We start from the raw sequence: 23242 nt of genomic DNA, 5'->3' as shown, positions 1-23242 counted from the left end.
GCGACATTACAATGCCAGACCCGATGCGCGGTCAAAGACATGCACCCGCTCATGGCTAATGTCAGCCGCAAAGGGTGTGTTGGTGCGGACCAACTGTTCACCATCAACGACGGCGGTGACATGATGACCGGCAAGATCGAATATCACGTGCGTTTGCGCGCCAGTCGGCTCCACCTGAAGCGTATTTCCCGTTACTGAAACATCACCGCCACCGCTCATAGCGAAATGCTCAGGGCGCAAGCCGATCGTCACACTCTGCCCACGCTTCACTTTGCGATCAGGCGAAATACGGATCGCTGTACCGTCGTCCAGCCGAGCGGCGGGAACACCCTCCTCACCATCGACAATGCATTCGATGAGGTTCATGGCGGGGGAACCGATGAAGGCGGCGACGAAGAGATTGGCCGGTGTCTTGTAAAGTTCAAGCGGTGTTCCCTGCTGTTCGATGCGGCCCTGGTTGAGGACGACCACACGGTCGGCAAGCGTCATGGCTTCGATCTGGTCGTGGGTGACGTAGATCGATGTGGTGCCGACCTTCTGATGCAAGGTTTTGATCTCGCTGCGCATCTGCACACGCAGCTTGGCATCCAGATTGGACAATGGCTCATCGAACAGGAAGACGGCGGGATTACGCACAACGGCGCGGCCCATGGCCACGCGCTGGCGCTGGCCGCCAGAGAGTTGTGATGGTTTGCGTTCTAGTAAGCTGGCGAGATCGAGCATGCGGGCGGCTTCTGCAACCCGCTCCTCGATCACGGCTTTCGGCTCGCCCGCGATTTTCAGGTTGAAGCCCATGTTTTCGGCCACGGTCATATGCGGATAAAGCGCGTAGGACTGGAACACCATGGCGATGTTGCGTTCCCGCGGCGTCATCTCGTTGACGACATTGCCGCCGATCATGATGTCGCCGTCGGTAATTTCTTCCAGCCCCGCAATCATGCGCAGCAGCGTGGACTTGCCGCAGCCGGACGGGCCGACGAGCGCGATGAATTCGCCATCGGCGATATCGAGCGAAATGCCGCTGATAACACCAAGCGAGCCGTAGGACTTGCGGATATCTCTGAGTTCGACGGATGCCATATTCTGCTCCTGATCAGGACTTGACGGCGCCAGCCGTCAGACCTGCAATGATGTGTTTCTGTGCGAGGAAAAAGACGATGATGGTAGGCAGGATCGTCATGGTGATGAAGGCCAGAACCAGCTGCCATTCCGTGCCGAATTCGCCGCGATAGACCATGATACCGAGCGGCCAAGGATACTTCGATTCCGAATTGAGCATGATCAGAGGCAGGATATAGCTGTTCCAGCTTCCCACGAAGGACACGATACCCACCGTTGCGATGATGGGGCGCGAGAGCGGCATGGAAATGTACCAGAAGAATTTCAGGTAACCGCAACCATCCACGAAGGCCGCCTGAAACAGCTCATCCGGCAGGTTTCTGAAATAATTGCGAAACAGCAGGATGCTCATGCCCAGCCCGAATGCCACCTGCGGCAGCACCACGCCCCAATAGGTATCGAGAAGCCCAAGGTCGCGGATGCGGATGAACAGCGGCAGGATGGCCGTGGCAGCCGGGAACATCAGTCCTAGCAGGAAGTAATTCAGCAAGAAATTGGAGCCGAAGAATTTCACATGCGCGAAGGTAAAGGCCGCCATGGCCGAGACGACGAGCGTGAGAAAGACTGTCAAAACGGCAATGACCAGCGAATTGAAGATTTGCAGCCAATAGCGTTTGCCGAAGAGAATATCGCCGTAATTGGACCATTGCCATTCGGCAGGCAGGCCGAAGGGGTTCACGCGCAAATCGCCCAGCGTCTTGAAGCCGCCGAGCGCCGTCGTCAACAGCGGCACCAGCACGATGGCTGCGATGAGGCCGAGCGATACATAAAGATAGAGCTTCGTTTGCGTGCTCACGCGGATGGATGTGGATGTATCAGTCATGGCGCATGAAAATCCTTTTGTAACCAAAGGCGAGCGTGACGCAGATGACGAAGAGCACCACACCAACCGCACTGCCAAGACCGACCTGCATGCGCATGACGCCGTAGGTATAGAGGAAGGTCACCATGGTCTGCGTGGAGTTGGACGGACCGCCGCCAGTGAGCGGCATGATCATGTCGAAGAGTTGCAGCGACCCGATCACCGCGAAGAAGATAGAGAGACGCACGGTTGAGCCGAGCATCGGCAGCGTGACATAGCGGAACTTCTGCCAGCCGGTGGCGCCATCGATTTCGGCAGCTTCCAGCACGTTCTTGTCGACCGATTGCAGACCGGCAATGAACAGCATCATGTGGAAACCGAAATATTTCCAGACGATGACGGCCAGCACCGCATAGATCGCCACATCCCTGTCGGCCAGCACATAAGGGTTGGCAAAGCCGAAGAAGTTGGAAATCGCGGCGAACAGGCCGTAGTCGCCGTCATAAACGAAGCGCCAGATCAGGCCTGCTGCCACATCCGCCAGAACATAGGGCAGGAAGAACACGAGGCGGAAGGCGACAACGCCGGGAATCTTGTGCGCCAGCATCGTTGCCAGCCAGATGGCCAGCGGGATCTGGATGCAAATCGAAATCACGATGATCAGCGCGTTGTTGACAAGTGCCTGCGAGAAGGCAGCATTGCCGAACAGCACCTGAAAGTTCTTCAGACCGATAAAGTCGGTGGGCGTGCCATAACCGTTCCAGCGATAAAGGCTGTACCAGGCCGCTTCGCCCATCGGCAGGATGACGAAGAGGGTAAAGAGGAGAAGTGCGGGTGGCAGGAAGATCAGCAGCGTCAGGGCGCGGTCATGGGCGACCGAGCTTTGTTTGCGCTTCAGCTTCGTCAGTGGTTTGGCCAATGCAGGCGCTGCATTGATGAAAATATTCGTCATCATGTCCGCTTTCGGTTTCACGCGGGGCGAAGGACGCCGCAGTCAATCAGCGGCGTCCTGTCGTTCAGGCGGGATCAGCGAAGCTCGAAGGCATCCTGAATCTGCTGGGCGCCTTCTTCCGATGTCATCTGGCCCGAGACGATTTCGACGGAGACGTCATTGACGACGCGGCCGACGGCAGCACCCAGCGTCTGATCGAAAAAGTTCTGGTGCCATGTGGACTCCGAAAGCTGCTTCGCAGAACTGGCCAACAACGGGTTGTTCACGGCTTCGTTTGCATCAACGGCAACGGGCAGGATCATACCAGCCTTGGCCATCTTTTTTTCATTTTCCGTGTTGGTCATGAAGGTCGCGAATTCGATTGCCTCCTTGGACGCATTCTTCGTGACGGCCCAGCCGTTCAGGCCACCGAGCGTATCCGTTGCCTTGCCCGCACCGCCTTCGACAGCAGGGAATGCGAAGCGACCGATATTGTCCTGTGCAAGACCCTTGCCGTCACCGGCATTCTTGCGCTGGTTGGCTTCGGTGTTGTCGAAACCGAGGATCATCGCGGCCTTGCCATCACCAAAAACGCCAAGCGCCTGTGGCCATGTGGAGCCGAGATAGCCGGGCTGGAAAGGCTCAAGCTTGCCGAATTCCGCCAGTTGCTCGCCAGCCTTGATGATGGCCGGGTCCATGAAGCCTTCGCCCTCACCCTTGCGCGCTGCATCAAACACGGCCTGCCCGCCATTACGCATGACGAGATAGCTCCAGTAGAAATGGATCGGCCATTTTTCACCACCGCCACCGGCAATCGGCACGATGCCCGCAGCCTTTATGGTTTTGACGGCATTGCTGAGATCATCCCAAGACTTGATATCATCAGCCTCCACGCCAGCCTTGGCGAATAACTCTTTATTGTAGAAAAAGCTGACGAGGCTGACTTTGAAAGGTACGGCCCAGACCTTGCCATCGAAGGAGAAGCCATCAATGGCGGCAGGATTATAGGCATTGCGAATCTTGCCACCATCGGCATCGAAAACCTCGGACAGATCTTTCAATGCGCCGGTTTTGGACTGTTCTTCCAGCACGCCACCGCCCCAGCTATAGAAAAAGTCGGGAACGTCGTTGGATTGCAGCAGCGTCGGCAGCTTTGCCTTGAACGCCTCGTTCTCCAGGAATTGCAGCTGAACATCCACGTCAGGATGTTTTACTTCGAAATCCTTGGCAATCTCCTCCCAGACGGCCACGGCTTTCGGATCGAGCTCGACATGCATCCATTTGACGACTGTCGCGGCAGATGCCGCCGCTGTGCCGAGCATGAATGTGATGGCTGTGGTCGCGGCAAACGACATCCACTTGCCGCTCAGGCTTGCGCCTGCGTGCTTATCGGTCATGATGGTATTCCTCCCGGGGACGTTGCCTCACCAATTATTCCCCAATGCGGATTAATTCATATAAGGAACCGCTCAATGTCAAGGCATATTGCTGATATATTCAGCTTTGCGCTTGACACACCCCCATCCTGATCCGCTATTTATTCCGCAACCCGACGAAAATATTCGTTAGACCTCGGCTTGATCGCGACTGGAAATCATGAAGACCGCAGACCCGGAACTGATGCGTGCGATCAATCGCCTGAACGTCCTCGATACCGTCCGTCGCCATGGCCCGATCTCGCGCGTGGAGATCAGCGAAAGAACGCAGCTTTCCACGACAACCGTCTCCGCCATCACCGCATCGTTGCTGGATGATGGGCTGATTCTGTCACGCCATCTCGGTGACATCAGAACCGAAGGCGCACGTGGCCGTCCCCGAGTGATGCTGGAACTCAACCCGGATGCGGCGCGTGTCGTGGGTGCGAAGATCGCAGCCAGCCGTATGGTTTTCGTGGTCACGGATTTCTGCGGCAATGTGCTGTCCACGCTTGCGCTGCCCATCCGCATCGACCGCCAGCCCATCGGCGTCATCGCCGATCTGATCGAGGATGGTGTGCGGCGCTGCGTGGTGGATGCTGGGCTGTCGCTGGAAGATGTCGATATGATCTGCCTCGGTCTGCCAGGTGTTATCGAACATCGGACCGGCAAAATCCGCTCCAGCCCTGTGCTGCGGGAAGTGAATATCGATTTTGCCGATGAGATGACGGCGCGTTTCGGCACGCCAACCATCATCGAAAGCGATGCCCATGCCGTGACGCTCGGTCACCACTGGTTCGGCAAGGCGCGAGACCTGGAAGACATGGTGCTGATTTCGCTGGAGCAGACGCTGGGGCTTGGCGTGCTGCACCGGAACGATCTGTTTCGCGGTGCCGGTGGCCTGAGCCACAATCTCGGCGATCTCGTGCTGGTCGCAAGTCCGCAAGGGACGGTGCGGCTCGCCAGTCAGGCGGGCGAGAATGCCATTTTAGGATCGCGGCCTGCCGATGGGCGCTTTGCGGAGGCCATTCGCCTCGGACGGGGCATGCAGCATGCCCAGACGCTAGTGCTGGCGCAAGACAATGATCTTATTGCTGCAGCCGAGCGCGCCGGTGCGGCCATCGGGCTGACGCTGGCCAATATCGTGACGCTGTTTGCGCCGCCACGGGTCATCATCGTCGGGTCGAGCCTCGAACTCGGCGCACCCTTCATCAACAGCATCCGCGCAGCATACGAGGCCTCCGTGCCGCCGTCCCTGCAAGGCGTGGCGGAGCTGGTTTTTGACAAATCGAGCGACGAGCTGTGGGCGCAGGGTGCTGCGGCTGTTGCGCTCTACGAGCTTTACGAATCGCCGTGGAACACCACGGGTCCGGCTCTCTGAGGAGCGAACCGGTCCACATCATGACGGGAGAGAGAACATGAAGAAAGTCGGCATAGGCATCATCGGATGCGGCAATATTTCCGGTGCCTATCTGAAGGCAATGGCATCCTTTCCCATTCTCGACATTCGCGGCGTGGCCGACATGAATGCGGATATGGCCAAAGCAAAGGCCGAGGAATTCTACCTGACGGCGCGAACGGTGGATGAGCTGTTTGCAGACCCGGACATCGAGATCATCGTCAATCTGACGATCCCCAAGGCTCACGTCGAGGTGGCGTTGCGGGCGCTGGAAGCGGGAAAGCACACCTATTCCGAAAAGCCGCTCGGTATCAATTTTGCGGAAGGCAAGAAGTTGGCTGACGCCGCGAAGGCGAAGAACCTGCGGATCGGTGCGGCACCCGATACCTTCCTCGGCGGCGGTCATCAAACGGCGCGCACCCTCATCGACCAAGGCGTTCTCGGCACGCCCGTTGGCGGCACGGCCACCTTCATGTGCCCCGGCCATGAGCGCTGGCACCCCAACCCCGCCTTTTATTACGAGGTTGGCGGCGGACCGATGCTGGATATGGGGCCGTATTATATCACCGATCTCGTCAATCTGTTTGGTCCGGTGGCCAAGGTCGCAGGCTTTGCCTTTTCGCCACGGACGGAGCGACTGATTACCAGCGAACCACGCAATGGCGAAAAGATTCCGGTGCAGATTGCCACCCATGTTGCTGGCGCACTGGCGTTCAAAAACGGTGCTGTCGTGCAGGTTGGCATGAGCTTCGATGTGGCCGGCCACAAGCATGTGCCGCTGGAACTTTACGGCACTGAAGGCACGCTTATTGTCCCCGACCCCAACCATTTCGGCGGCGAAGTGCAATTGCTGAAAAAAGGTGGCCAGTTCGAGAATCAGGACCTGTCATCGCCCTATGCGGATGGCAATTACCGCTCCATCGGCGTGGCCGACATGGCCCACGCCATCCGCTCCAACCGGCAGCACCGCGCCAATGGCGACCTTGCCCTGCATGTGCTGGAGGTGATGGAAGCGTTCCAGACCGCATCCGACACCGGCACGACCATAACCATCACCACTGCCGTCGACCGTCCAGCACCGCTGGCGGAATCGCTGGTTGACGGCCAGATCGGCAAATAATTTCAAGGAGGAATGCAATGCGAGAAGCACTGATAGTCTGGGGCGGATGGAGCGGTCACGAACCGCAGGAATGCTCTGTCATCATTAAAGACCTTCTGGAGGAAGAAGGGTTCAAGGTCTATGTCGAGCACAGCACGGAAGCGTTTGCGGACCCATCCGTGCATGATCTAAGCCTCGTGGTGCCGATTGTCACCATGTCCAAGATCGAGAAAGAAGAGATCAAGAACCTTGCCGCTGCCGTCGAAAACGGTGTGGGCATTGCCGGTTATCACGGCGGCGCAGGCGACAGTTTCCGTGAATGTGTTGAATACCAGTTCATGATCGGCGGCCAATGGGTGGCCCACCCCGGCAACATCATCGATTACACGGTCAACATCACCAAGCCTGATGATCCGATCATGGAGGGGATCACCGACTTTCCCTATACGTCCGAACAGTATTATATGCACACCGATCCATCCAACGAAGTGCTGGCAACGACGACGTTTACCGGCGACCATGCGTGGTGGATCAATGGCGTGGTGATGCCAGTGGCGTGGAAGCGCAACTATGGCAAAGGCCGCGTATTCTATTCGGCACTTGGCCACGTCGCAAAAGAGTTCGAAGTGCCGCAAATGCGGGAAATCTTCCGTCGCGGCGCAAACTGGGCTGCACGGTAACAAAATCGGGACGGAAGATACCGTTCCATACTGGGAGGTATCATGACAGGTCGCAACATCGTGCTGGTTGATCCGCTGCCGCGGACCCTTGAACTCATCATGGAGCCCGATGTTCGCGCCCGACTGGAAAAGCTGGGTGAACTTGTCATTTCGGAAGATCGTCAGATGCCTGCTGAACAGGTGGATGCCCTTCTTCCCGATACCGTCCTGATCTTCGGTCAGACCGACATGCCGAAAGAGAGGCTGGATCGCGCGCCGAAGCTGAAGGCCATCATCAATGTGGAATCGAACTTCCTGCCGAATATCGACTATCAGGCTTGTGTCGAGCGCGGCATCTGGGTCATCACACCCGCCTCGGCCTTTTCATCGCCTGTCGCCGAAGCATCGCTCGGAATGGCGCTCGATCTGGCGCGCGGCATAACCGTGGCCGACCGCCAGTTCCGCGAGGGCACAGAAGAATATGGCCTTGCCGGAAACATCGATACGTTCCGCTATGCCGGTGCCCCCATCGGCATCATCGGCTTCGGTGATCTGGGGCGCGAACTGCGTGAGCTCACCCGCCCGTTCAAGAATGCGGTGCATGTTTACGATCCGTGGCTGCCGCAAGAGATCATCGAGCGTCAGGACTGCATTCCCAGCACGCTGGACGAGGTCTTTGCCAAATCGCGTGTGGTCTATGTCTTTGCGAGCGTTACCAGCGAAAACCAAGGCTTCATTGGGAAAACCCAGTTCGACGCCATGCAGCCGGGTTCAGCATTCCTGCTGATGAGCCGTGCTGCCGTGGTCGATTTCCCGGCCATGTTGGACGCCGTCAAATCCGGTCATATCCGTGCTGCAACCGACGTATTTCCCGACGAGCCGGTTGCAGCGGATGATCCCGTCCGCTCCATCCCTGGCCTGCTGCTATCGGCTCACCGCACAGGTGGCACGCGTGACGCGTTCTACAAGCTGGGCTCCATGGCGGTTGCAGATGCAGAACTGATTATGAAGGGTCTTCCTCCACAATTGTGCCGCCGCGCTGACCCCGCCACCGCCAGCAGACTGCGCTCGAAGCCCGTCAGCGTCTCCTGAACCAAATTTTACGGCACCGGTACTTCTTCCAATGTTTTCTTGGGAACTCTGGCTGATCCATCTGGTTAGACGGGTCCAGACAAACCAAACACTGGAGGAAATATCATGAAAAAGATTCTTATCGGAACGGTCTTTGCTTTGAGCTTCGCATCGCTCGCCATGGCGCAGAGCAATGGTGGCGGAGCAGCGGGTGGCAACAGCGGTGGATCGGCAGGCGGCGCTGGTGCGTCGGATGGATCCAACACCGGCGGCAGTGGCACAGGCACCGGAACGGGTGCTGGCGCAAACACGAACGGTTCCGGTTCCACCTCCGGCGGCGCGAACACGAATGGTAATACGAACAACAATTGCCCTGCAGGTGGCCAGTCTGCTCAGGGAACCACGACGAACAGTACCCCGAGCGCAAACTGCCCTGCCAACTGAGTTTCCATATTTCTAAAAAAAGCCGGGCATCGTCCCGGCTTTTTCTTTGCCTGATTTCGCTCAACCCAAGCACAATGCATAACTCACAAGTTATTGATCTCGGCATTTATTTCATTTTACATTGCCAACATGAATGCCAGAGTGGTTCAAGAGTCTGGCTGAAGCCGGGCCCGGCGCGGGAGCACGCCGATAAAGGGAGAGAGCAGGAATGAAGAAGCTATTTTCAGTCGCAGCCGCAGTAATACTGATGGCCACCGGTGCCTATGCCGACACCATCAAAGTCGGCGTCGTCGGGCCTTTTTCAGGGCCATTTGCGTTGCAGGGCAAGAATTTCAAGGCCGGCATCGAGGCCTATATGGCGACGAATGGCAGCAAGGTCGGCGACAACACTGTCGAGATCATTTATCGCGATCTGCCTGCCGCCGATCCCGCACAATCCAAGGCGCTGGCGCAGGAACTGGTCGTGAAGGAAAAGGTGCAATATCTGGCAGGCTTCTATTTCACACCAGATGCCATGGCCGTCACGCCCATTCTCAAGCAGGCGAACACTCCGCTCGTTGTCATGAACGCTGCGACCTCGGCAATCGTCACCAAAAGCCCGCTCGTGGTTCGCACGTCCTTCACGACGTGGCAGACGTCAACGCCGATGGCGCAGGTCGCGTTTGACAAGGGCGTCAAGAAAGTCATTTCCATCGTCAGTGATTATGGTCCAGGCGTTGATGCCGAAAATGCGTTCAAAGCGGGCTTTACAAAAGCAGGCGGTGAAGTCGTGGAAGCGATCCGTATGCCGCTCGCGACCAATGATTTCAGCCCGATCATGCAGCGCATCAAGGATTCCGGCGCACAGGGCGTCTTTGCCTTCTTGCCTTCAGGTCCGACGACGCTCGGCTTTGTGAAGGCCTATAACGAAAACGGTCTCAAAAATGCTGGTGTGCAGCTTTTCGCTCCCGGCGACCTGACGCAGGAGTCAGATCTTCCGGCACTTGGCGATGCAGCCTTGGGCATCCTCACCACTTTCCACTACGCCGTGTCGCATGATTCCCCTGAGAACAAGGCCTTCGTCGAAGCAGCGGACAAAGCCATCGGCAATCCGGCGGAACTGACGTTCCCTGCAGTTGGCGCCTATGATGGCATGCATGTCATCTACAAGATGATCGAGGCAACCGGCGGAAAGCAGGATGCGGAAAAGGCAGTTGACGCGGTGAAGGGACTATCGTGGGTCAGCCCGCGCGGCCCGGTCACCATCGATGCCGAAAGCCGCCATATCACGCAGAACATCTACCTGCGTGAAGTCGCCAAGAATGCGGATGGAAAATACATCAACAAGGAAATCCAGACTTTCGAGAAGCAGGGCGATCCCGGCCTCGCTGTTGCGAAATAAGTAGGCTTCTGGCCTGACCGAGCTGGTGGCATCGCCGCGTGCCACCAGCTCTTTCGGCGCAATGCGATTATAAAAACTGGAATAATCCGATGCAGACTGTCTTCAGCATTGCGGTGGACGCGCTGGCCTACGGCATGGTGCTGTTCGTGATTTCGATTGGGCTGTCGGTCACCATGGGCCTGATGCGGGTCGTCAATCTCGCCCATGGCGCCTTTGCCATGATTGGCGGTTACCTCGCATCTTATGCTGTCCGCGACCTTGGCCTCGGTTATGGCGTCGGCGTTCTGGCGGCAGTCATCGGCACCATCATCATCGCCATTCCCATCGAGCGCTTTCTTTACCGCCGCATCTATGGTGCGCCGGAACTCACGCAGGTCCTGATGACCATCGGCATCACCTTCTGCATCATCGGCATCGCCAATTACGTCATGGGCCCAACCCTCAAGACGATACCCTTGCCGCAAACGCTGCAAGGGTCTGCCGATCTTGGTTTCCGCACCATTCCTGTCCACCGTCTTTTCGCAATCGCCTGCGGGCTTGCGGTCGCGGCCCTCCTTTGGTTCACCATCGAAAGAACCAGCTTCGGCATCAAGCTGCGTGCATCGGTCGATAATGCAGCCATGGCAGCTGCCTTGGGCGTGCGCACTGAAATCATCTACGCGCTGAGCTTCGCGGTTGCGGTTGGGCTTGCCGCATTGGGTGGCGTCGTCGGTGCAGAATTATTGCCGGTCGAGCCCTATTACGCGCTTCGCTACATGGTCACGTTTCTGGTCGTCGTTTCCGTTGGCGGCGCTGGCTCCATTCCCGGCGCGCTGATCGCCTGCCTTGTTCTTGGCGGTATCGACACTGCCGGGCGCTATCTGATGCCAGAGTTCGGAGAGTTTTTCTTTTACCTCGCTGTCATCGCCATCATCTGTGTCTTCCCACGCGGTTTTGCCGGAAGGATGAAGTGAGATGACGCTAGCTACCAGTACCATCCCCACGTCTCGCCCCAATCGTTCCCTCGTTCGCGATTTGGCGGGGCTCGCAGCCATCACCGTGATGGCCGTGATCGGCTACCTCCTGTTCCCTGACAATCTAGCTTTGTTAACGCGCATCATCGGCATTGCCCTGCTCGTGTTGTCGCTTGATCTCGTGACCGGTTACTGCGGGGTGGCGACTCTTGGCCACGCGGCGCTTTTCGGCTCTGGCGCCTACGCCGCCGGTATCGTATCCGCCCATTTTGGCATTACCGATCCTCTGCTCATGCTGCTGGCTGGCATTTGCGGTGGTGCTGTCTCTGGTCTTGTCTGCGGTGTCGTCATCCTGCGCGCCCATGGCCTGCCGCAACTGGTTCTTTCGATCGCATTGATCCACCTCTTCCACGAATTCGCCAACAAGGCGTCATCCTGGACAGGCGGCAGCGACGGGCTTTCCGGTATCTCGGCAGACCCCATCTTCGGTTATTTCGAATTCGACCTCTACGGCCATACCGCCTACATTTTCGGTGTCGTGTTACTGCTCATCACCTTCATTATCTTACGCATATTGGTGCGGTCCCCTTTCGGCATGCTGTGCCGGGGCATCAAGGAAGACCCCGTTCGCATTGCCTCGATGGGCGCGTCTCCAAAGGTAACGCTGATGAAGATGTACGTGATATCAGGTGCAGTCGCGGGCGTCGGCGGCGCGCTCAACGCCATTTCAACGCAAGTGGTGGGTCTCGATAGCCTGTCGTTCACGCTATCCGCGGAAAGCCTCGTCATGCTGGTCCTCGGTGGAACGGGCTCGCTCTTCGGTGCGCTCTCGGGCACCATCATCTTCATGCTGTTCGAAGACTACGTCTCCGCCGCCAACCCCTTCCACTGGCTGACGATGGTTGGCGCCCTGCTGATTGCCGTCGTGCTCTTCGCGCCCAAAGGCTTGTATGGGACCGTGGCCAACATGCTGCGACGCCGACGGGAGGCTGTGAAATGAGTGCCGCCTTCGAAGTCATCAATCTCAAAAAATCCTTCGGCGGGCTTTCCGTCACCAGTGATATCTCCATATCCATGCAGCCCGGCGATCGCGTTGCACTCATCGGACCGAACGGTGCTGGCAAAACGACATTCGTCAATCTCGTAACCGGTAACCTCGCGCCGGATTCCGGCGATGTGCGAATTGGCGGCGAAACCGTCACACGGATCGATGCCGCGGGACGGGTCAAGCGGGGGCTGGTGCGATCCTTTCAGGTGACCCGGCTGTTTCAGGACATGACGCCTGCCGAACATGTCGCGCTTGCCATTTTGCAACGCGAAGGCAAAACGGGCCGCATGTTCGGCAATTTTCTGGCGATGCCCGACGTCATGGCAGAAGTGGAGGGGATGCTATCGAAGCTCGGCTTGATCACCTTGATGCACCGGCGCGTGAGCGAGATCGCCTATGGTCAGCAACGTCTTCTGGAAATCGCGGTTGCAATGGCTTTGAAACCGAAGGTCCTGCTGCTTGATGAACCGGCAGCGGGTGTGCCGCAAAGCGATACGGGTCGCATTGAGCAGGCACTGGCCGATCTGCCCGCTGATCTCGCCGTCTTGATGATCGAGCATGACATGGACCTCGTGTTCCGCTTCGCCAAGCGGGTGATCGTGCTTGCCGCGGGCGCTATCATATTCGATGGCCTGCCTGCCGATGTCACCAAAGATGCCCGCGTTCGTGAAGCCTATCTGGGGAGCTATGCCGATGCCAGCCGCGTCGCTTGAGGTTGACAATCTATGCGCAGGCTACGGCCCGACACGCATATTGGAGGACGTTTCCTTTCACGTTGCAGCGGGAGGCCGTCTCGCCATTCTCGGTCGCAACGGCATGGGAAAGACGACATTGCTTGCCACCCTCGCAGGCCAGACCCGACGTTATGATGGTAAGATCAACCTCGGCTCCGCAAACGTGAGCGCCATGCCAAGTGCGGCACGTGCGCACCAAGGGCTGGGTTACGTGCCACAGGCACGGTGCGTTTTTCCAACATTATCGGTCGAAGAAAACCTGTTCGTTGGCCTGAAAAGCAGACCACGGAGCGATATCGAGGAGGCCTACACGCTGTTTCCACGCCTTAAAGAAAGGAGGCGCAATCTCGGCAACCAGCTTTCTGGCGGAGAGCAGCAGATGCTGTCGACAGCGCGCAGCATCCTTGGGCGTCCGTCAGTTCTGTTGCTGGACGAACCGCTGGAAGGACTGGCACCTGTCATATGCGAAGAACTCATGGCCGCCTTTACAGACCTGGCAAAAAGCGGTGACATGACCATCCTGCTGGTTGAGCAGCGCATACAAAGCGCACTGGATTTCGCCGATCAGGTCATCGTTCTCGAGCGAGGCCGCGTCGCATGGAGCGGCACACCACAAGCGCTTTCCGCAGACCACAGCACCGTCGAACGGTTGCTCGGCGTCGGCGGATTGCATTGACAGTGCCAACATCACTCGGCGTCCGATTTTAAAGGAAATGACAATTGCACGGTGGTTCCTTCGCCCTGCCTTGAAAATATCTGCGCCTCTCCACCGCTCTGGCGAACGAACCCATAAACCATCGCCAGACCAAGTCCCGCCCCACCCTGATCGCCGCGCGTGGTGAAATAGGGCTCGAAAGCCTTGTCCACTGCCTCCGATGTCATGCCCGCTCCGTCGTCATCCACTTGCACCAGCAACAGATTGTCCGTTCGTCTGGCGCGGATGACGATCACCCCACCGTCTGGCATCGCGGCTGCGGAGTTGAGGCAAAGGTTGAGGATGGACTGTTCAAAAAGTGCGGGGTCCAGAGGGATTTTGGGCATGCCCTCCTCAAGGTCGAGCCGGACGTGGCATTTCGCCCCAACGGCGATTTCAAGAATATCCGCCATTGTTCGCAACAGGCTGGCAATATCAATCGAGCTGGGGTGGATAGGATGCTGACTGCCGACGGAGAGCATGCTGCTGGCAAGCGAGCGACCACGATCTGCTGCCTTGCGGATGCGCGCAAGGTGGCGTTTTTGACGGTGGTTGAAACCAGCTTCCCGCTCCAGCAGGCCAAGGCTACCGGTGATGATGCCGATCATATTTCCAACCTCATGACTGACCTGATGTGTCATGCGCATGATGCCATCGAGACGCTGGGCCTTGGACGCTTCAGCCTCCTGACGGTCCATCGCAGTGACATCACGCGCCAGAAGCACGATGCCTCTGTCTGGTTGGCGTGAAAGCGAAATTTCAATGACCTGCTGGTTCTCTGCGCGGTGGCGAACGACGGCACGCTCCTGCAAGGTCCCGGAATGTGTGTGGCAAGGTAACAGCTCTGGATCGATTTCAGGAATGGCATGCGCGAATTTTCGCAGCGGCGACTTTCTCGATGCGGCGGATTTTCCGATGAGATCGATCACGCGACGGTTCATCGTGATCGGGTTTCCTGCCGCGTCGAACAGTGCGATACCTTCGTTCATGTTGCGAAACGTAGACCGTATCGTCCGCGCCGCAGCTTCCGCCGTGCGACGCAAGCGTGTCACGCGCTCCACACTGTCGTTGAAAGCCTTGAATGCATCCAGAAGCCTGATGAGCTCGGTCTCGTTACCACTGTAGGAAGGCGGGCCGACATTCTTGTCGCCTGTCGCAAGGGCATTCATACCTTTCGACAGGGAGACGATGCCGCGTGACACACGCATGACGGAGTGAATGGAAAAAACAGCCAAGACGAGCACCAGCATAGAGGCTAGAGCAATGATGATCAACAGCTGATACAGTGCGTTCGATGTCGAGATCAGGTCGTCATTCAGCCCTTGCGCCACGGCATCGCTTTGGGATTCGGTGGCATGTGAAAGATCGCGCGACACATCATGGAGCTTCGATACGGAGGCGCGAATGGCAAACATCCCGAGAAGGTAGTTGGTCTGCGCTTCAAAAACGCGCTCATAGGGCAGAAGCCGCTCAGACGATACCCTAACATCCGGGGCTGACCTGTTCTGTCTTGCGTCCGTTTCGGAAACGTAGCGTCGGCGAAGTTCACCCAGTTGAAAAAGACTGTCGGACGTCGCCGCCGCCTGCACAATGCCGTTCAACTGACGCCTCAACGCCACGTCCTCGACACCTTCACCCGTGGCGATTTCGCCCAGCGCTGCCGCAGCCTTGGCTTTATGATCCTGCGCCGCATCCGCATCCCGTGCCAGTTCTCGGGTTTGGGTGTGGATAAGGTTGAGCAACTCCACAATCTGGCCGCTCGCAAAACCTCTGATAACGGGGTCCTCTCCGTCACGACCGATCATGCTCAAAAGGCCGTCAACCTGTGCGACGACGGCGCGGCTTTCGCTGGACATGCGGTAGGGGGACGCGGCGTTCATCAGAAACGGCGCACTCGATACCAGATCGGAAACCTGTCTTGAAATCAGCGATGCTTTCGCAAGGCTTGAAAAGGCTTGCAGTCCGTAAGCCGCCATCTCATTGCGCGCGCGCTGTAAGCCGTAGAGCGCCGTGGCAGACAGGCTGAACACAAGACAGCAAATGAAGACGATGGCGAATGGCAGGCGAAACGCAATCGATGAGAGAAATGAGCGACTGATCACGGCAAAAGCTCTGCCTCGTCTGTATGTAAAACATAGCCCTTCCCGCGCCGCGTCTTGATGTGCCGAGGTAAGTCGGGATTGAGCTCGATCTTTCTTCTCAGACGAAGCACCAGCACATCGACATTGCGATCAACATAGCGCTCACTCTCGGTGCCGAGCCGATCCAGAATCTGGGCCCTGCTGACAGGCTGGTTGGGTGTGCTGGCGAGGATTTCCAGCAGCGCGAACTCCGCTGTCGTCAGCGTGCGGCTGCGGTCCGTGAGACATGTCGCCTGTCGCCCATCAAGATCGATCGCCCAGTCTCCAAGTCGCAGCGATGACCGCGCATGATCCTTTTCGGTTTCCTTGTCATGCTTCAGAGCGGGAATGGTCCGACGCAGAACCGCCTTCATACGCGCCGTCAGTTCAATCGGTTCGAAGGGTTTGACGACGTAATCATCGGCGGCGGTTTCCAAGCCCAGAACACGGTCGGCAGCACTTCCGGCCGCGGTGACCATGACGATACCAATATCGGATTGCAGCCTCAGGCGTTGGGCAAATGTGCGGCCAGACGTGCCGGGCAAATTGTGGTCGACCAGCACGAGATGAACCTGTTCCCGCGCCAATATTGCCGAGGCTTCTTCCGCCGACCCAGCACATATCGGTATCCAGTCCTCTGCCTCCACGAGATCGGAGATCAGCTCCGCCATGTCCGGATCGTCTTCAACGATCAGAATTCGCGCCTTCTGATTTAGCAATGTGTTGTCCTCCTAGGGACACCATACGATTTTGCCTGTCGATGTTCAAAGACTAGCTGATGATGCACTCCGATATATATGTAATAAATGTAATATTCTTCGGCACTGCGGTGCAAAATTGGTAACCATTCTTCGATTGCGCCGACCCGCAAATCTGACATGCTGAGTTAGGAGATTGGAACGGGGAGGTTCCAAGAGGGAGGCTCTGTTGAAAGCACTGTTGGCTATAGCGACGGGAATGACGGCATGGCTTTGCGCTGTGGCTCCCGGCTTGGCTGATACCAGGCTGAACGTGCTGTGCGGCACGGACGAAGCTTGGTGCGTTCAGATGAAGCAGTCTTTCGAAGCCCACACCGGCATTGGCATTTCCATAACCCGAAAGAGCACCGGCGAAATCCTCGACCAGATCAGGTCGGAGAGGTCGGCACCATCAGTCGATGTCTGGTGGGGTGGCACCGGTGACACGCACCTTCAGGCAGCCTCGGAAGGATTGCTTGAAGTCTACGTCCCAAAACATCAGGCCGACATTCTGCCCTGGGCACAAAATTTCTTCAAAATGTCAGGACAGCACTCTTCCGGTATTTATGCCGGAGCCCTTGGCTTTGCTTACAACGCGCAGGTTCTTGCGCAAAAAGCTTTAGCCGCGCCCACCTGCTGGAAAGATCTATCCAACGATGCCTACCGGGGCCTCATTCAGGCGGGTAATCCTAATTCGTCTGGCACTGCCTTTACGATGCTCGCGACACTGGTTCAGCTTTTCGGAGAAGACGAGGCCTTCCGTTACATCGGCGCGCTGAACCGCAATGTCGTGGAATATACCAAATCCGGTTCGGCGCCGGTCAAGGCAGCAGCCAGAGGTGAAACGCTGGTTGGCATATCGTTCATGCACGATGCGGTGACCCAGAAGGAAGAAGGCTTTCCGCTTGTGATCGTCGCTCCGTGCGAGGGCACGGGCTACGAAATCGGTGCTGTCAGTATCGTCAAGGGCACCACAAAGATCGAGGCGGCGCAGAGCTTTGTGGAGTTTGCGTTGAGCCCGGAGGGCCAGGCGACGGGTGCCGCAGCAGGCCAGAACCAAGTTCCTTCGAATGCCAGGGCAGCGCTTCCACCGGCGGCCCCCGACATATCGCTGATCAAGATGGTCGATTACGACTTTGCCACCTTCGGCCAGCCGGGGGAGCGAAGTCGGCTTCTCAGGCGGTTCGATGCGGAAGTAACGGCCACGCAGTAATTGGCAGCACGACTTTCCACACAATCATTCGACAGGCGGCATGGAAGCATGCCGTGAGGGCAAACTCGTTCCTTTCATTCAAATCCATCGCAAGCAACAGGAGGACAACGCATGCGACTTTCAGCTCTTTCCATTCTACTTGTTGCCGGAACATCCCTTGGGGCGGTTTCTGCACAGGCAGCGGGTGAACTCAACCTCATCTGCTCGGCAGATGTCGTTATTTGTGAACAGATGAAGGGAGATTTTGAAAAGTCTCACGACATCAAGGTCAATATGGTGCGCCTGTCTTCCGGCGAGACCTATGCGAAAATTCGCGCCGAAGCCCGCAACCCCAAAACCGATCTATGGTGGGCTGGTACGGGCGACCCACACGTACAGGCAGCATCCGAAAACCTGACAATGGAATATAAGTCGCCCATGCTGGACCAGTTGCAGGACTGGGCCAAGAAGCAGGCGGAAAGCACGGGTTACCGCACAGTCGGTGTTTATGCTGGAGCGCTGGGCTGGGGCTATAATACGACGATCTTCAAGGACAAGGGCTACAAAGAGCCACTGTGCTGGGCCGATCTTCTCGCCCCGGAACTGAAGGGGGAAATCCAGATTGCCAACCCCAACTCATCCGGCACGGCCTACACCGCATTGGCGTCACTCGCGCAGATCATGGGCGAAGATCAGGCCATCGACTACCTCAAGAAGCTGAATGCCAATATTTCTCAATACACCAAATCAGGCTCGGCACCGGTAAAGGCAGCAGCCCGCGGCGAGACCGCGCTGGGCATCGTCTTCATGCATGACGCCGTGGCCCAGACTGCTGAAGGCTTTCCGATCAAGTCCATCGCGCCTTGCGAAGGTACGGGCTACGAAATCGGCTCCATGTCGATCATCAAGGGTGCCCGCAATCTGGAGAATGCCAAGGTCTGGTACGATTGGGCATTGAAGCCTGACGTGCAGTCCAGAATGAAGGATGCCAAGTCTTTCCAGCTGCCATCCAACAAGCAGGCCGAAGTGCCGAAGGAAGCGCCGAAGTTCGAAGACATCAAGCTGATCGACTACGACTTCAAGACCTACGGCGACCCTGTAAAGCGCAAGGCCTTGCTGGAGCGCTGGGACCGTGAAGTCGGCGCCGTCGCCAACTGATCCACAAGCGGCTGGACCGGTGGGACATCTGTACCGCCGGTCCATCTCTCCGGTGCCCGTTGCATCCTAATTCTTCTATCTTGAAACAAGCGAGGTAAGCCATGAGACGTGGCAATCGCAGGCTGGACATCGTCCTTGCACTCGGGGCAGCGGCCCTCATTCTTCTTCCCTGGTACAGAATTGAACGCGGCTTTTTCGGCTTTGGGTGGCTGTCAGATTTCCTGCCGTCTGAAACCTCGGCACCGGCTTTCTTGCAGATCGCCTCGCATGGCAAGCTCTGGCTGATCGGTGTCATCATAATATTTTTGGCGGCGTTTCTGGCAAGAACAATACAGGACCCGATGAGGCGCGGTCGGCTCATGTCCATTATCGGTGCGGTTGGGCTGCTCTTCCTGTCGCTTCAAGGCCTTGCCATCGGCTTTACCGGCTGGACCTGGACTGTCAGCGAAACGATCTTCGGACAACTTGCAAACGGCCAGCCCTCCATGGGCGCGGGTGCTGTCACAATGGCAGTCGTTTTCGTGCTGCTCTTCGCCTTCGGTCTTGCGGAACGTGGCGTCATGAAAGGCGATGCATTCATCGTGGCGTCTATATCGCTGCTGATCTTTCTCGTTGCGATCTTCGTCTTTTACCCGATTGGCAGTATGTTCACCGCCTCGGTGCAGGACTTCGACGGCTCCTTCAATCCCGATGGTTTTATTCGAAACCTGCAAGACCCCGGTATCTGGAGCCTCGGCTGTGTGTTGGGTGAAGAGCGTTGCGGCGTGGCGTGGCGCACCCTCGCCCTTGCGCTCATGACGGCGTCCGCCTCTACCCTGCTTGGCCTTGGCTTTGCACTTGTTGCAACACGCACGCGTTTTCCCTTCAAAAAGGGTCTGCGCCTCCTCACCGTTTTGCCGATCATCACCCCGCCATTCGTCATCGGCCTTGCGCTCACATTGCTATTTGGTCGCGCAGGCGTCGTAACCGAAGGACTATCGAACCTGTTTGGCATCGAGCCGGGACGCTGGCTCTACGGCTTAACCGGCATCTGGATCGCGCAGGTTCTGTCGTTCACGCCCATTTCGTTCCTTGTGCTCATCGGTGTCGTTGAAGGTGTCAGCCCGTCGATGGAAGAAGCATCGCAGACGTTGCGGGCCGATCGCTGGCGCACCTTCTGGCGCGTCTCGCTACCGCTGATGAAACCCGGCCTCGCCAATGCATTTCTGATCGGCTTCATCGAAAGCATGGCCGATTTCGGCAACCCTCTCGTCCTTGGCGGCAGTCATGGCGTGCTGTCGACTGAAATCTTCTTTGCAGTGGTCGGCTCCCAGAACGACCCGTCCCGTGCGGCAGTTCTTGCCATGGTTCTGCTTTGCTTCACTCTTTCCGCCTTTCTTGCACAACGCTTTTGGCTGTCGGGCAAGAATTTCGCGACGGTGACCGGCAAGGGTGACAGCGGCGCGCATATTGCCCTGCCCCGCGGCTTGTCCATCGGCGTACATGCCGTTGTCGTACCGTGGATGCTGTTTACAATCGTCGTCTATGGCATGATCCTGATCGGCGGCTTCGTCAAAACCTGGGGTCTCGACAACTCGCTGACGCTGGACCACTACATTCGAGCCTTCTCCGTCGGCTTCAACAATGGCAGCATTTCCTGGACGGGCGTCGCCTGGAATTCATTCTGGACGACGATGAAAATCGCGCTGATCTCGGCCCCTCTAACGGCTGCTGTCGGCCTGCTGACAGCCTACATCATCGTGCGTCAGAAATTTGCCGGCAAGAACGTCTTCGAGTTCGCGCTGATGATGAGCTTTGCCATTCCCGGCACGGTGATCGGCGTCAGCTACATCATGGCGTTCAACCTGCCGCCCATCGAGATGACAGGATCGGCCCTCATCCTGATCGCCTGCTTCGTTTTTCGCAACATGCCGGTCGGCGTGCGCGGCGGCATTGCGGCCATGAGCCAGCTCGACAAAAGTCTGGACGAGGCATCACTGACACTGCGGGCGGACAGTTTCCGCACCATTCGCAAAGTCATTCTACCGCTTTTGCGTCCGGCAATAACCGCCGCACTCGTCTACTCGTTCGTCAGAGCGATCACGTCGATCAGCGCCGTCATTTTCCTTGTCAGCGCGGAATACAACATGGCCACATCCTACATCGTCGGCCTTGTAGAAAACGGAGAATACGGTGTGGCGATCGCTTACTCGTCCATGCTCATTGTGGTGATGATCACCGTTATCACAGGCTTCCAGCTCATCGTCGGGGAACGGCGCCTGAGACGCGAAAACCGAGTCGCCGGTGTCACGACCACCCCTACCGTTCCTCTCGCTCAGGAGAAAGCCGCATGATCAAGGTAAAACCCGGCTCCGTCACCTTCAAAAACGTTCGCAAGACATTCGGCGCATTCACTGCCATCCCCGACCTCTCCCTCACCATCGAACCGGGGACACTCGTCACCTTGCTGGGGCCTTCCGGCTGCGGCAAGACAACGACCCTTCGCATGCTGGCCGGGCTTGAGCATCCAAGCTCTGGCCGCATTCTGATCGGCGATACCGACGTCACGATGCTACCAGCGAACGAGCGTGACGTGTCGATGGTCTTTCAGTCCTATGCTCTTTTTCCGCATATGACCGCCCTCGACAATGTTGCCTATGGCTTGCAATCATCAGGCCTTCGCAAAAGCGACGCCCGGGAAAAGGCAGAGGAAGGCTTGAAACTCGTCGGCCTTGCGGGCATGGGTCAACGTCTTCCGGCGGAACTTTCCGGCGGACAGCAGCAACGTGTCGCCGTTGCCCGCGCGCTGGTGCTTGAACCCCAGGTTCTTCTGCTGGACGAACCGCTGTCCAATCTCGACGCACGCCTGCGCCGCCGCGTCCGCACCGAAATCCGGGAACTGCAGCAACGGCTCGGCTTCACCGCAGTGTACGTCACGCATGATCAGGATGAAGCTCTGGCCGTCTCGGACCGCATCATCGTGATGAAGGATGGCGAGATCGCTCAATCAGGCGCGCCGCGTGAGCTTTATGAAGCCCCAGCATCGCCGTTCATCGCCGACTTCATGGGCGAAGCAAACGTCATTCCCTGCGAGGTCATCGGCGTCGAGGGCGAACAAGCCCTCATTCGCGTGGCGGGCGTTGATTATTCCGTCAAAGGGAGGGGCGCAAAGCCCGGCTCCGCGAAACTTGCCGTCAGACCCGGCTCGATCATCATCGGTTCGGCGGACGGCAATGGGCTAGCAGGACGTGTCCTGCACAGCGCCTATCTCGGCGGCCACATCGAATATGAAGTGGAGACCGATGTCGGCACGCTCTTCATCATAGACCACGCCATGGAAATGAACTTGCCTGCGGCGAGCGATGTCACGCTAGGGTTCAAAAGCCGTGGTATCGCACTGATCAACGGCTGAGACGCCGGACTTGCAATCAAAGGACATGACAATGACGACACATGAAAGCGCCATCGAACTGCGCTTTTCCCTGGCAAAGACACTCGCGGAAAAAGCTGGCGCAATGGCGCTGGATTATTTCAACCGACGCGAGACACTTGTGATAGAAACCAAGCGCGATCTTCACGATGTGGTTTCCATCGCAGACCGCAACGTCGAGACGCTTTTGCGCGAGCAGGTCGCCGAAGCGCTGCCGGAAGATGGGTTTCTGGGTGAAGAGTTCGGTTACACCGAAGGCCAATCCGGCTTTACCTGGGTCGTGGACCCCATCGATGGCACGGCACCTTTCGTCAACGGCATGCCGACATGGTGCGTGTCCATCGCAGTTATTTATAACGGCATTCCTGTCGTCGGCGTTATCAAGGTGCCGTGCGAGGACGAACTCTATGCGTCGGCAGAAGGATTTGGCGCGACCCTTAACGGCAAGCCGCTTCGGCTCGACCCCGCACGGACGATCCAGAATGCCCTGACGGGTATTGGCAGCAACAACTACGTCACGCCCGACCGGGTTGGTGCTATCATTTCCTCTCTGCTGTCCATCGGTGGAAACTTCATTCGCAACGGCTCCGGCGCGCTGATGCTGGCATACGTCGCTGCCGGGCGTCTGGTCGGCTATTACGAGCCCCATATGCGAGCCTGGGATTGCATGGCGGGGTTCTGCCTCGTGAAAGAAGCGGGTGGGCAGTACATGCCGTTTCCTTGCGACGGTGAAAACCTGATGCTTGGCAGCCCTGTCCTCGCCAGCAATTCAACCGCCTACGACGAGCTTTTCAATATTCACAAAGCTACGACAGCAAACAATCGGTCATAGTCCAGACCCGTTCCGCTTTGAAAAGACGCCACGGACCGAGCTTTC

General features: G+C 57.6%; 21 protein-coding genes. 15 read left to right on the top strand and 6 right to left on the bottom strand.

Annotation, left to right across the window (positions count from 1 at the left end; translation table 11 throughout):
• Positions 1-6: 6 nt before the first annotated feature.
• The 4 genes from QRN55_RS01760 to QRN55_RS01745 all read right to left on the bottom strand — a co-directional run bounded on the left by QRN55_RS01760 (position 7) and on the right by QRN55_RS01745 (position 4207).
• The gene (locus tag QRN55_RS01760) at positions 7-1080 is read right to left on the bottom strand and encodes an ABC transporter ATP-binding protein (protein WP_284774285.1); all 1074 of its coding nucleotides are present in this window, start codon (positions 1078-1080) and stop codon (positions 7-9) included.
• Positions 1081-1093: 13 nt separating this feature from the next.
• Positions 1094-1942: a carbohydrate ABC transporter permease gene (locus tag QRN55_RS01755; RefSeq protein ID WP_062451129.1), complete on the bottom strand. Its 849-nt coding sequence runs from the start codon at positions 1940-1942 to the stop codon at positions 1094-1096.
• Positions 1935-2873, bottom strand: coding sequence for a carbohydrate ABC transporter permease (locus tag QRN55_RS01750; protein WP_284774745.1), 939 nt, complete (start codon positions 2871-2873; stop codon positions 1935-1937). Before QRN55_RS01750 ends, QRN55_RS01755 begins: the two co-directional genes overlap by 8 nt.
• A gap of 74 nt (positions 2874-2947) precedes the next feature.
• Positions 2948-4207, bottom strand: coding sequence for an ABC transporter substrate-binding protein (locus QRN55_RS01745; RefSeq protein WP_284774743.1), 1260 nt, complete (start codon positions 4205-4207; stop codon positions 2948-2950).
• A gap of 241 nt (positions 4208-4448) precedes the next feature.
• Between QRN55_RS01745 and QRN55_RS01740 the strand changes: the two genes are divergently transcribed.
• From QRN55_RS01740 to QRN55_RS01695, 10 genes are all read left to right on the top strand, one after another.
• Positions 4449-5648: an ROK family transcriptional regulator gene (locus QRN55_RS01740; RefSeq protein WP_284774281.1), complete on the top strand. Its 1200-nt coding sequence runs from the start codon at positions 4449-4451 to the stop codon at positions 5646-5648.
• A gap of 37 nt (positions 5649-5685) precedes the next feature.
• Positions 5686-6786, top strand: a complete 1101-nt coding sequence (locus QRN55_RS01735) for a Gfo/Idh/MocA family protein (protein ID WP_284774279.1) — start codon at positions 5686-5688, stop codon at positions 6784-6786.
• A 17-nt stretch (positions 6787-6803) separates the two neighbouring features.
• Positions 6804-7445, top strand: coding sequence for a ThuA domain-containing protein (locus QRN55_RS01730; protein ID WP_112501329.1), 642 nt, complete (start codon positions 6804-6806; stop codon positions 7443-7445).
• A 42-nt stretch (positions 7446-7487) separates the two neighbouring features.
• Positions 7488-8516: a hydroxyacid dehydrogenase gene (locus QRN55_RS01725; RefSeq protein WP_284774276.1), complete on the top strand. Its 1029-nt coding sequence runs from the start codon at positions 7488-7490 to the stop codon at positions 8514-8516.
• 105 nt (positions 8517-8621) lie between these two features.
• Positions 8622-8939 carry a hypothetical protein gene (locus tag QRN55_RS01720; protein ID WP_284774274.1) on the top strand — a complete coding sequence of 106 codons (318 nt, stop codon included), beginning with the start codon at positions 8622-8624 and terminating at the stop codon, positions 8937-8939.
• A 208-nt stretch (positions 8940-9147) separates the two neighbouring features.
• Positions 9148-10320 carry an ABC transporter substrate-binding protein gene (locus QRN55_RS01715; RefSeq protein ID WP_284774273.1) on the top strand — a complete coding sequence of 391 codons (1173 nt, stop codon included), beginning with the start codon at positions 9148-9150 and terminating at the stop codon, positions 10318-10320.
• An 89-nt stretch (positions 10321-10409) separates the two neighbouring features.
• Complete coding sequence (locus tag QRN55_RS01710) at positions 10410-11273, top strand: branched-chain amino acid ABC transporter permease (protein ID WP_284774271.1); 864 nt, start codon at positions 10410-10412, stop codon at positions 11271-11273.
• 1 nt (position 11274) lies between these two features.
• A complete protein-coding gene (locus tag QRN55_RS01705) occupies positions 11275-12273 on the top strand; it encodes a branched-chain amino acid ABC transporter permease (RefSeq protein WP_284774269.1) in 999 nt (332 codons plus the stop codon).
• Complete coding sequence (locus QRN55_RS01700; protein ID WP_284774268.1) at positions 12270-13034, top strand: ABC transporter ATP-binding protein; 765 nt, start codon at positions 12270-12272, stop codon at positions 13032-13034. The genes QRN55_RS01705 and QRN55_RS01700 overlap by 4 nt, the downstream gene beginning before the upstream one ends.
• Complete coding sequence (locus tag QRN55_RS01695; RefSeq protein ID WP_284774266.1) at positions 13015-13731, top strand: ABC transporter ATP-binding protein; 717 nt, start codon at positions 13015-13017, stop codon at positions 13729-13731. The genes QRN55_RS01700 and QRN55_RS01695 overlap by 20 nt, the downstream gene beginning before the upstream one ends.
• Positions 13732-13742: 11 nt before the next feature.
• On the opposite strand, the gene QRN55_RS01690 is transcribed toward QRN55_RS01695, so the two are convergent.
• Positions 13743-15851: a sensor histidine kinase gene (locus QRN55_RS01690; RefSeq protein WP_284774264.1), complete on the bottom strand. Its 2109-nt coding sequence runs from the start codon at positions 15849-15851 to the stop codon at positions 13743-13745.
• Positions 15848-16588: a response regulator gene (locus QRN55_RS01685; RefSeq protein WP_284774262.1), complete on the bottom strand. Its 741-nt coding sequence runs from the start codon at positions 16586-16588 to the stop codon at positions 15848-15850. Before QRN55_RS01685 ends, QRN55_RS01690 begins: the two co-directional genes overlap by 4 nt.
• Before the next feature lie 238 nt (positions 16589-16826).
• Here QRN55_RS01685 and QRN55_RS01680 point away from each other — a divergent pair, with 238 nt between their 5' ends.
• From QRN55_RS01680 to QRN55_RS01660, 5 genes are all read left to right on the top strand, one after another.
• The gene (locus QRN55_RS01680; protein ID WP_284774740.1) at positions 16827-17819 is read left to right on the top strand and encodes an ABC transporter substrate-binding protein; all 993 of its coding nucleotides are present in this window, start codon (positions 16827-16829) and stop codon (positions 17817-17819) included.
• 111 nt (positions 17820-17930) lie between these two features.
• Positions 17931-18956, top strand: a complete 1026-nt coding sequence (locus tag QRN55_RS01675) for an ABC transporter substrate-binding protein (protein WP_284774260.1) — start codon at positions 17931-17933, stop codon at positions 18954-18956.
• Between the two features lie 101 nt (positions 18957-19057).
• Positions 19058-21289: an ABC transporter permease gene (locus QRN55_RS01670; protein WP_284774259.1), complete on the top strand. Its 2232-nt coding sequence runs from the start codon at positions 19058-19060 to the stop codon at positions 21287-21289.
• Positions 21286-22347, top strand: a complete 1062-nt coding sequence (locus QRN55_RS01665; RefSeq protein WP_284774257.1) for an ABC transporter ATP-binding protein — start codon at positions 21286-21288, stop codon at positions 22345-22347. Before QRN55_RS01670 ends, QRN55_RS01665 begins: the two co-directional genes overlap by 4 nt.
• Before the next feature lie 31 nt (positions 22348-22378).
• Entirely contained in the window at positions 22379-23197 is an 819-nt protein-coding gene (locus QRN55_RS01660) for an inositol monophosphatase family protein (RefSeq protein ID WP_284774254.1), read from the top strand.
• Positions 23198-23242: the final 45 nt, after the last annotated feature.

Origin of the sequence: Agrobacterium sp. lyk4-40-TYG-31 (assembly GCF_030209855.1) — a bacterium.
Classification (GTDB): domain Bacteria; phylum Pseudomonadota; class Alphaproteobacteria; order Rhizobiales; family Rhizobiaceae; genus Agrobacterium; species Agrobacterium vaccinii.
The sequence above is the reverse complement of the archived record's forward strand: the minus strand, read 5'-3'. Positions and strand labels throughout refer to the sequence as shown.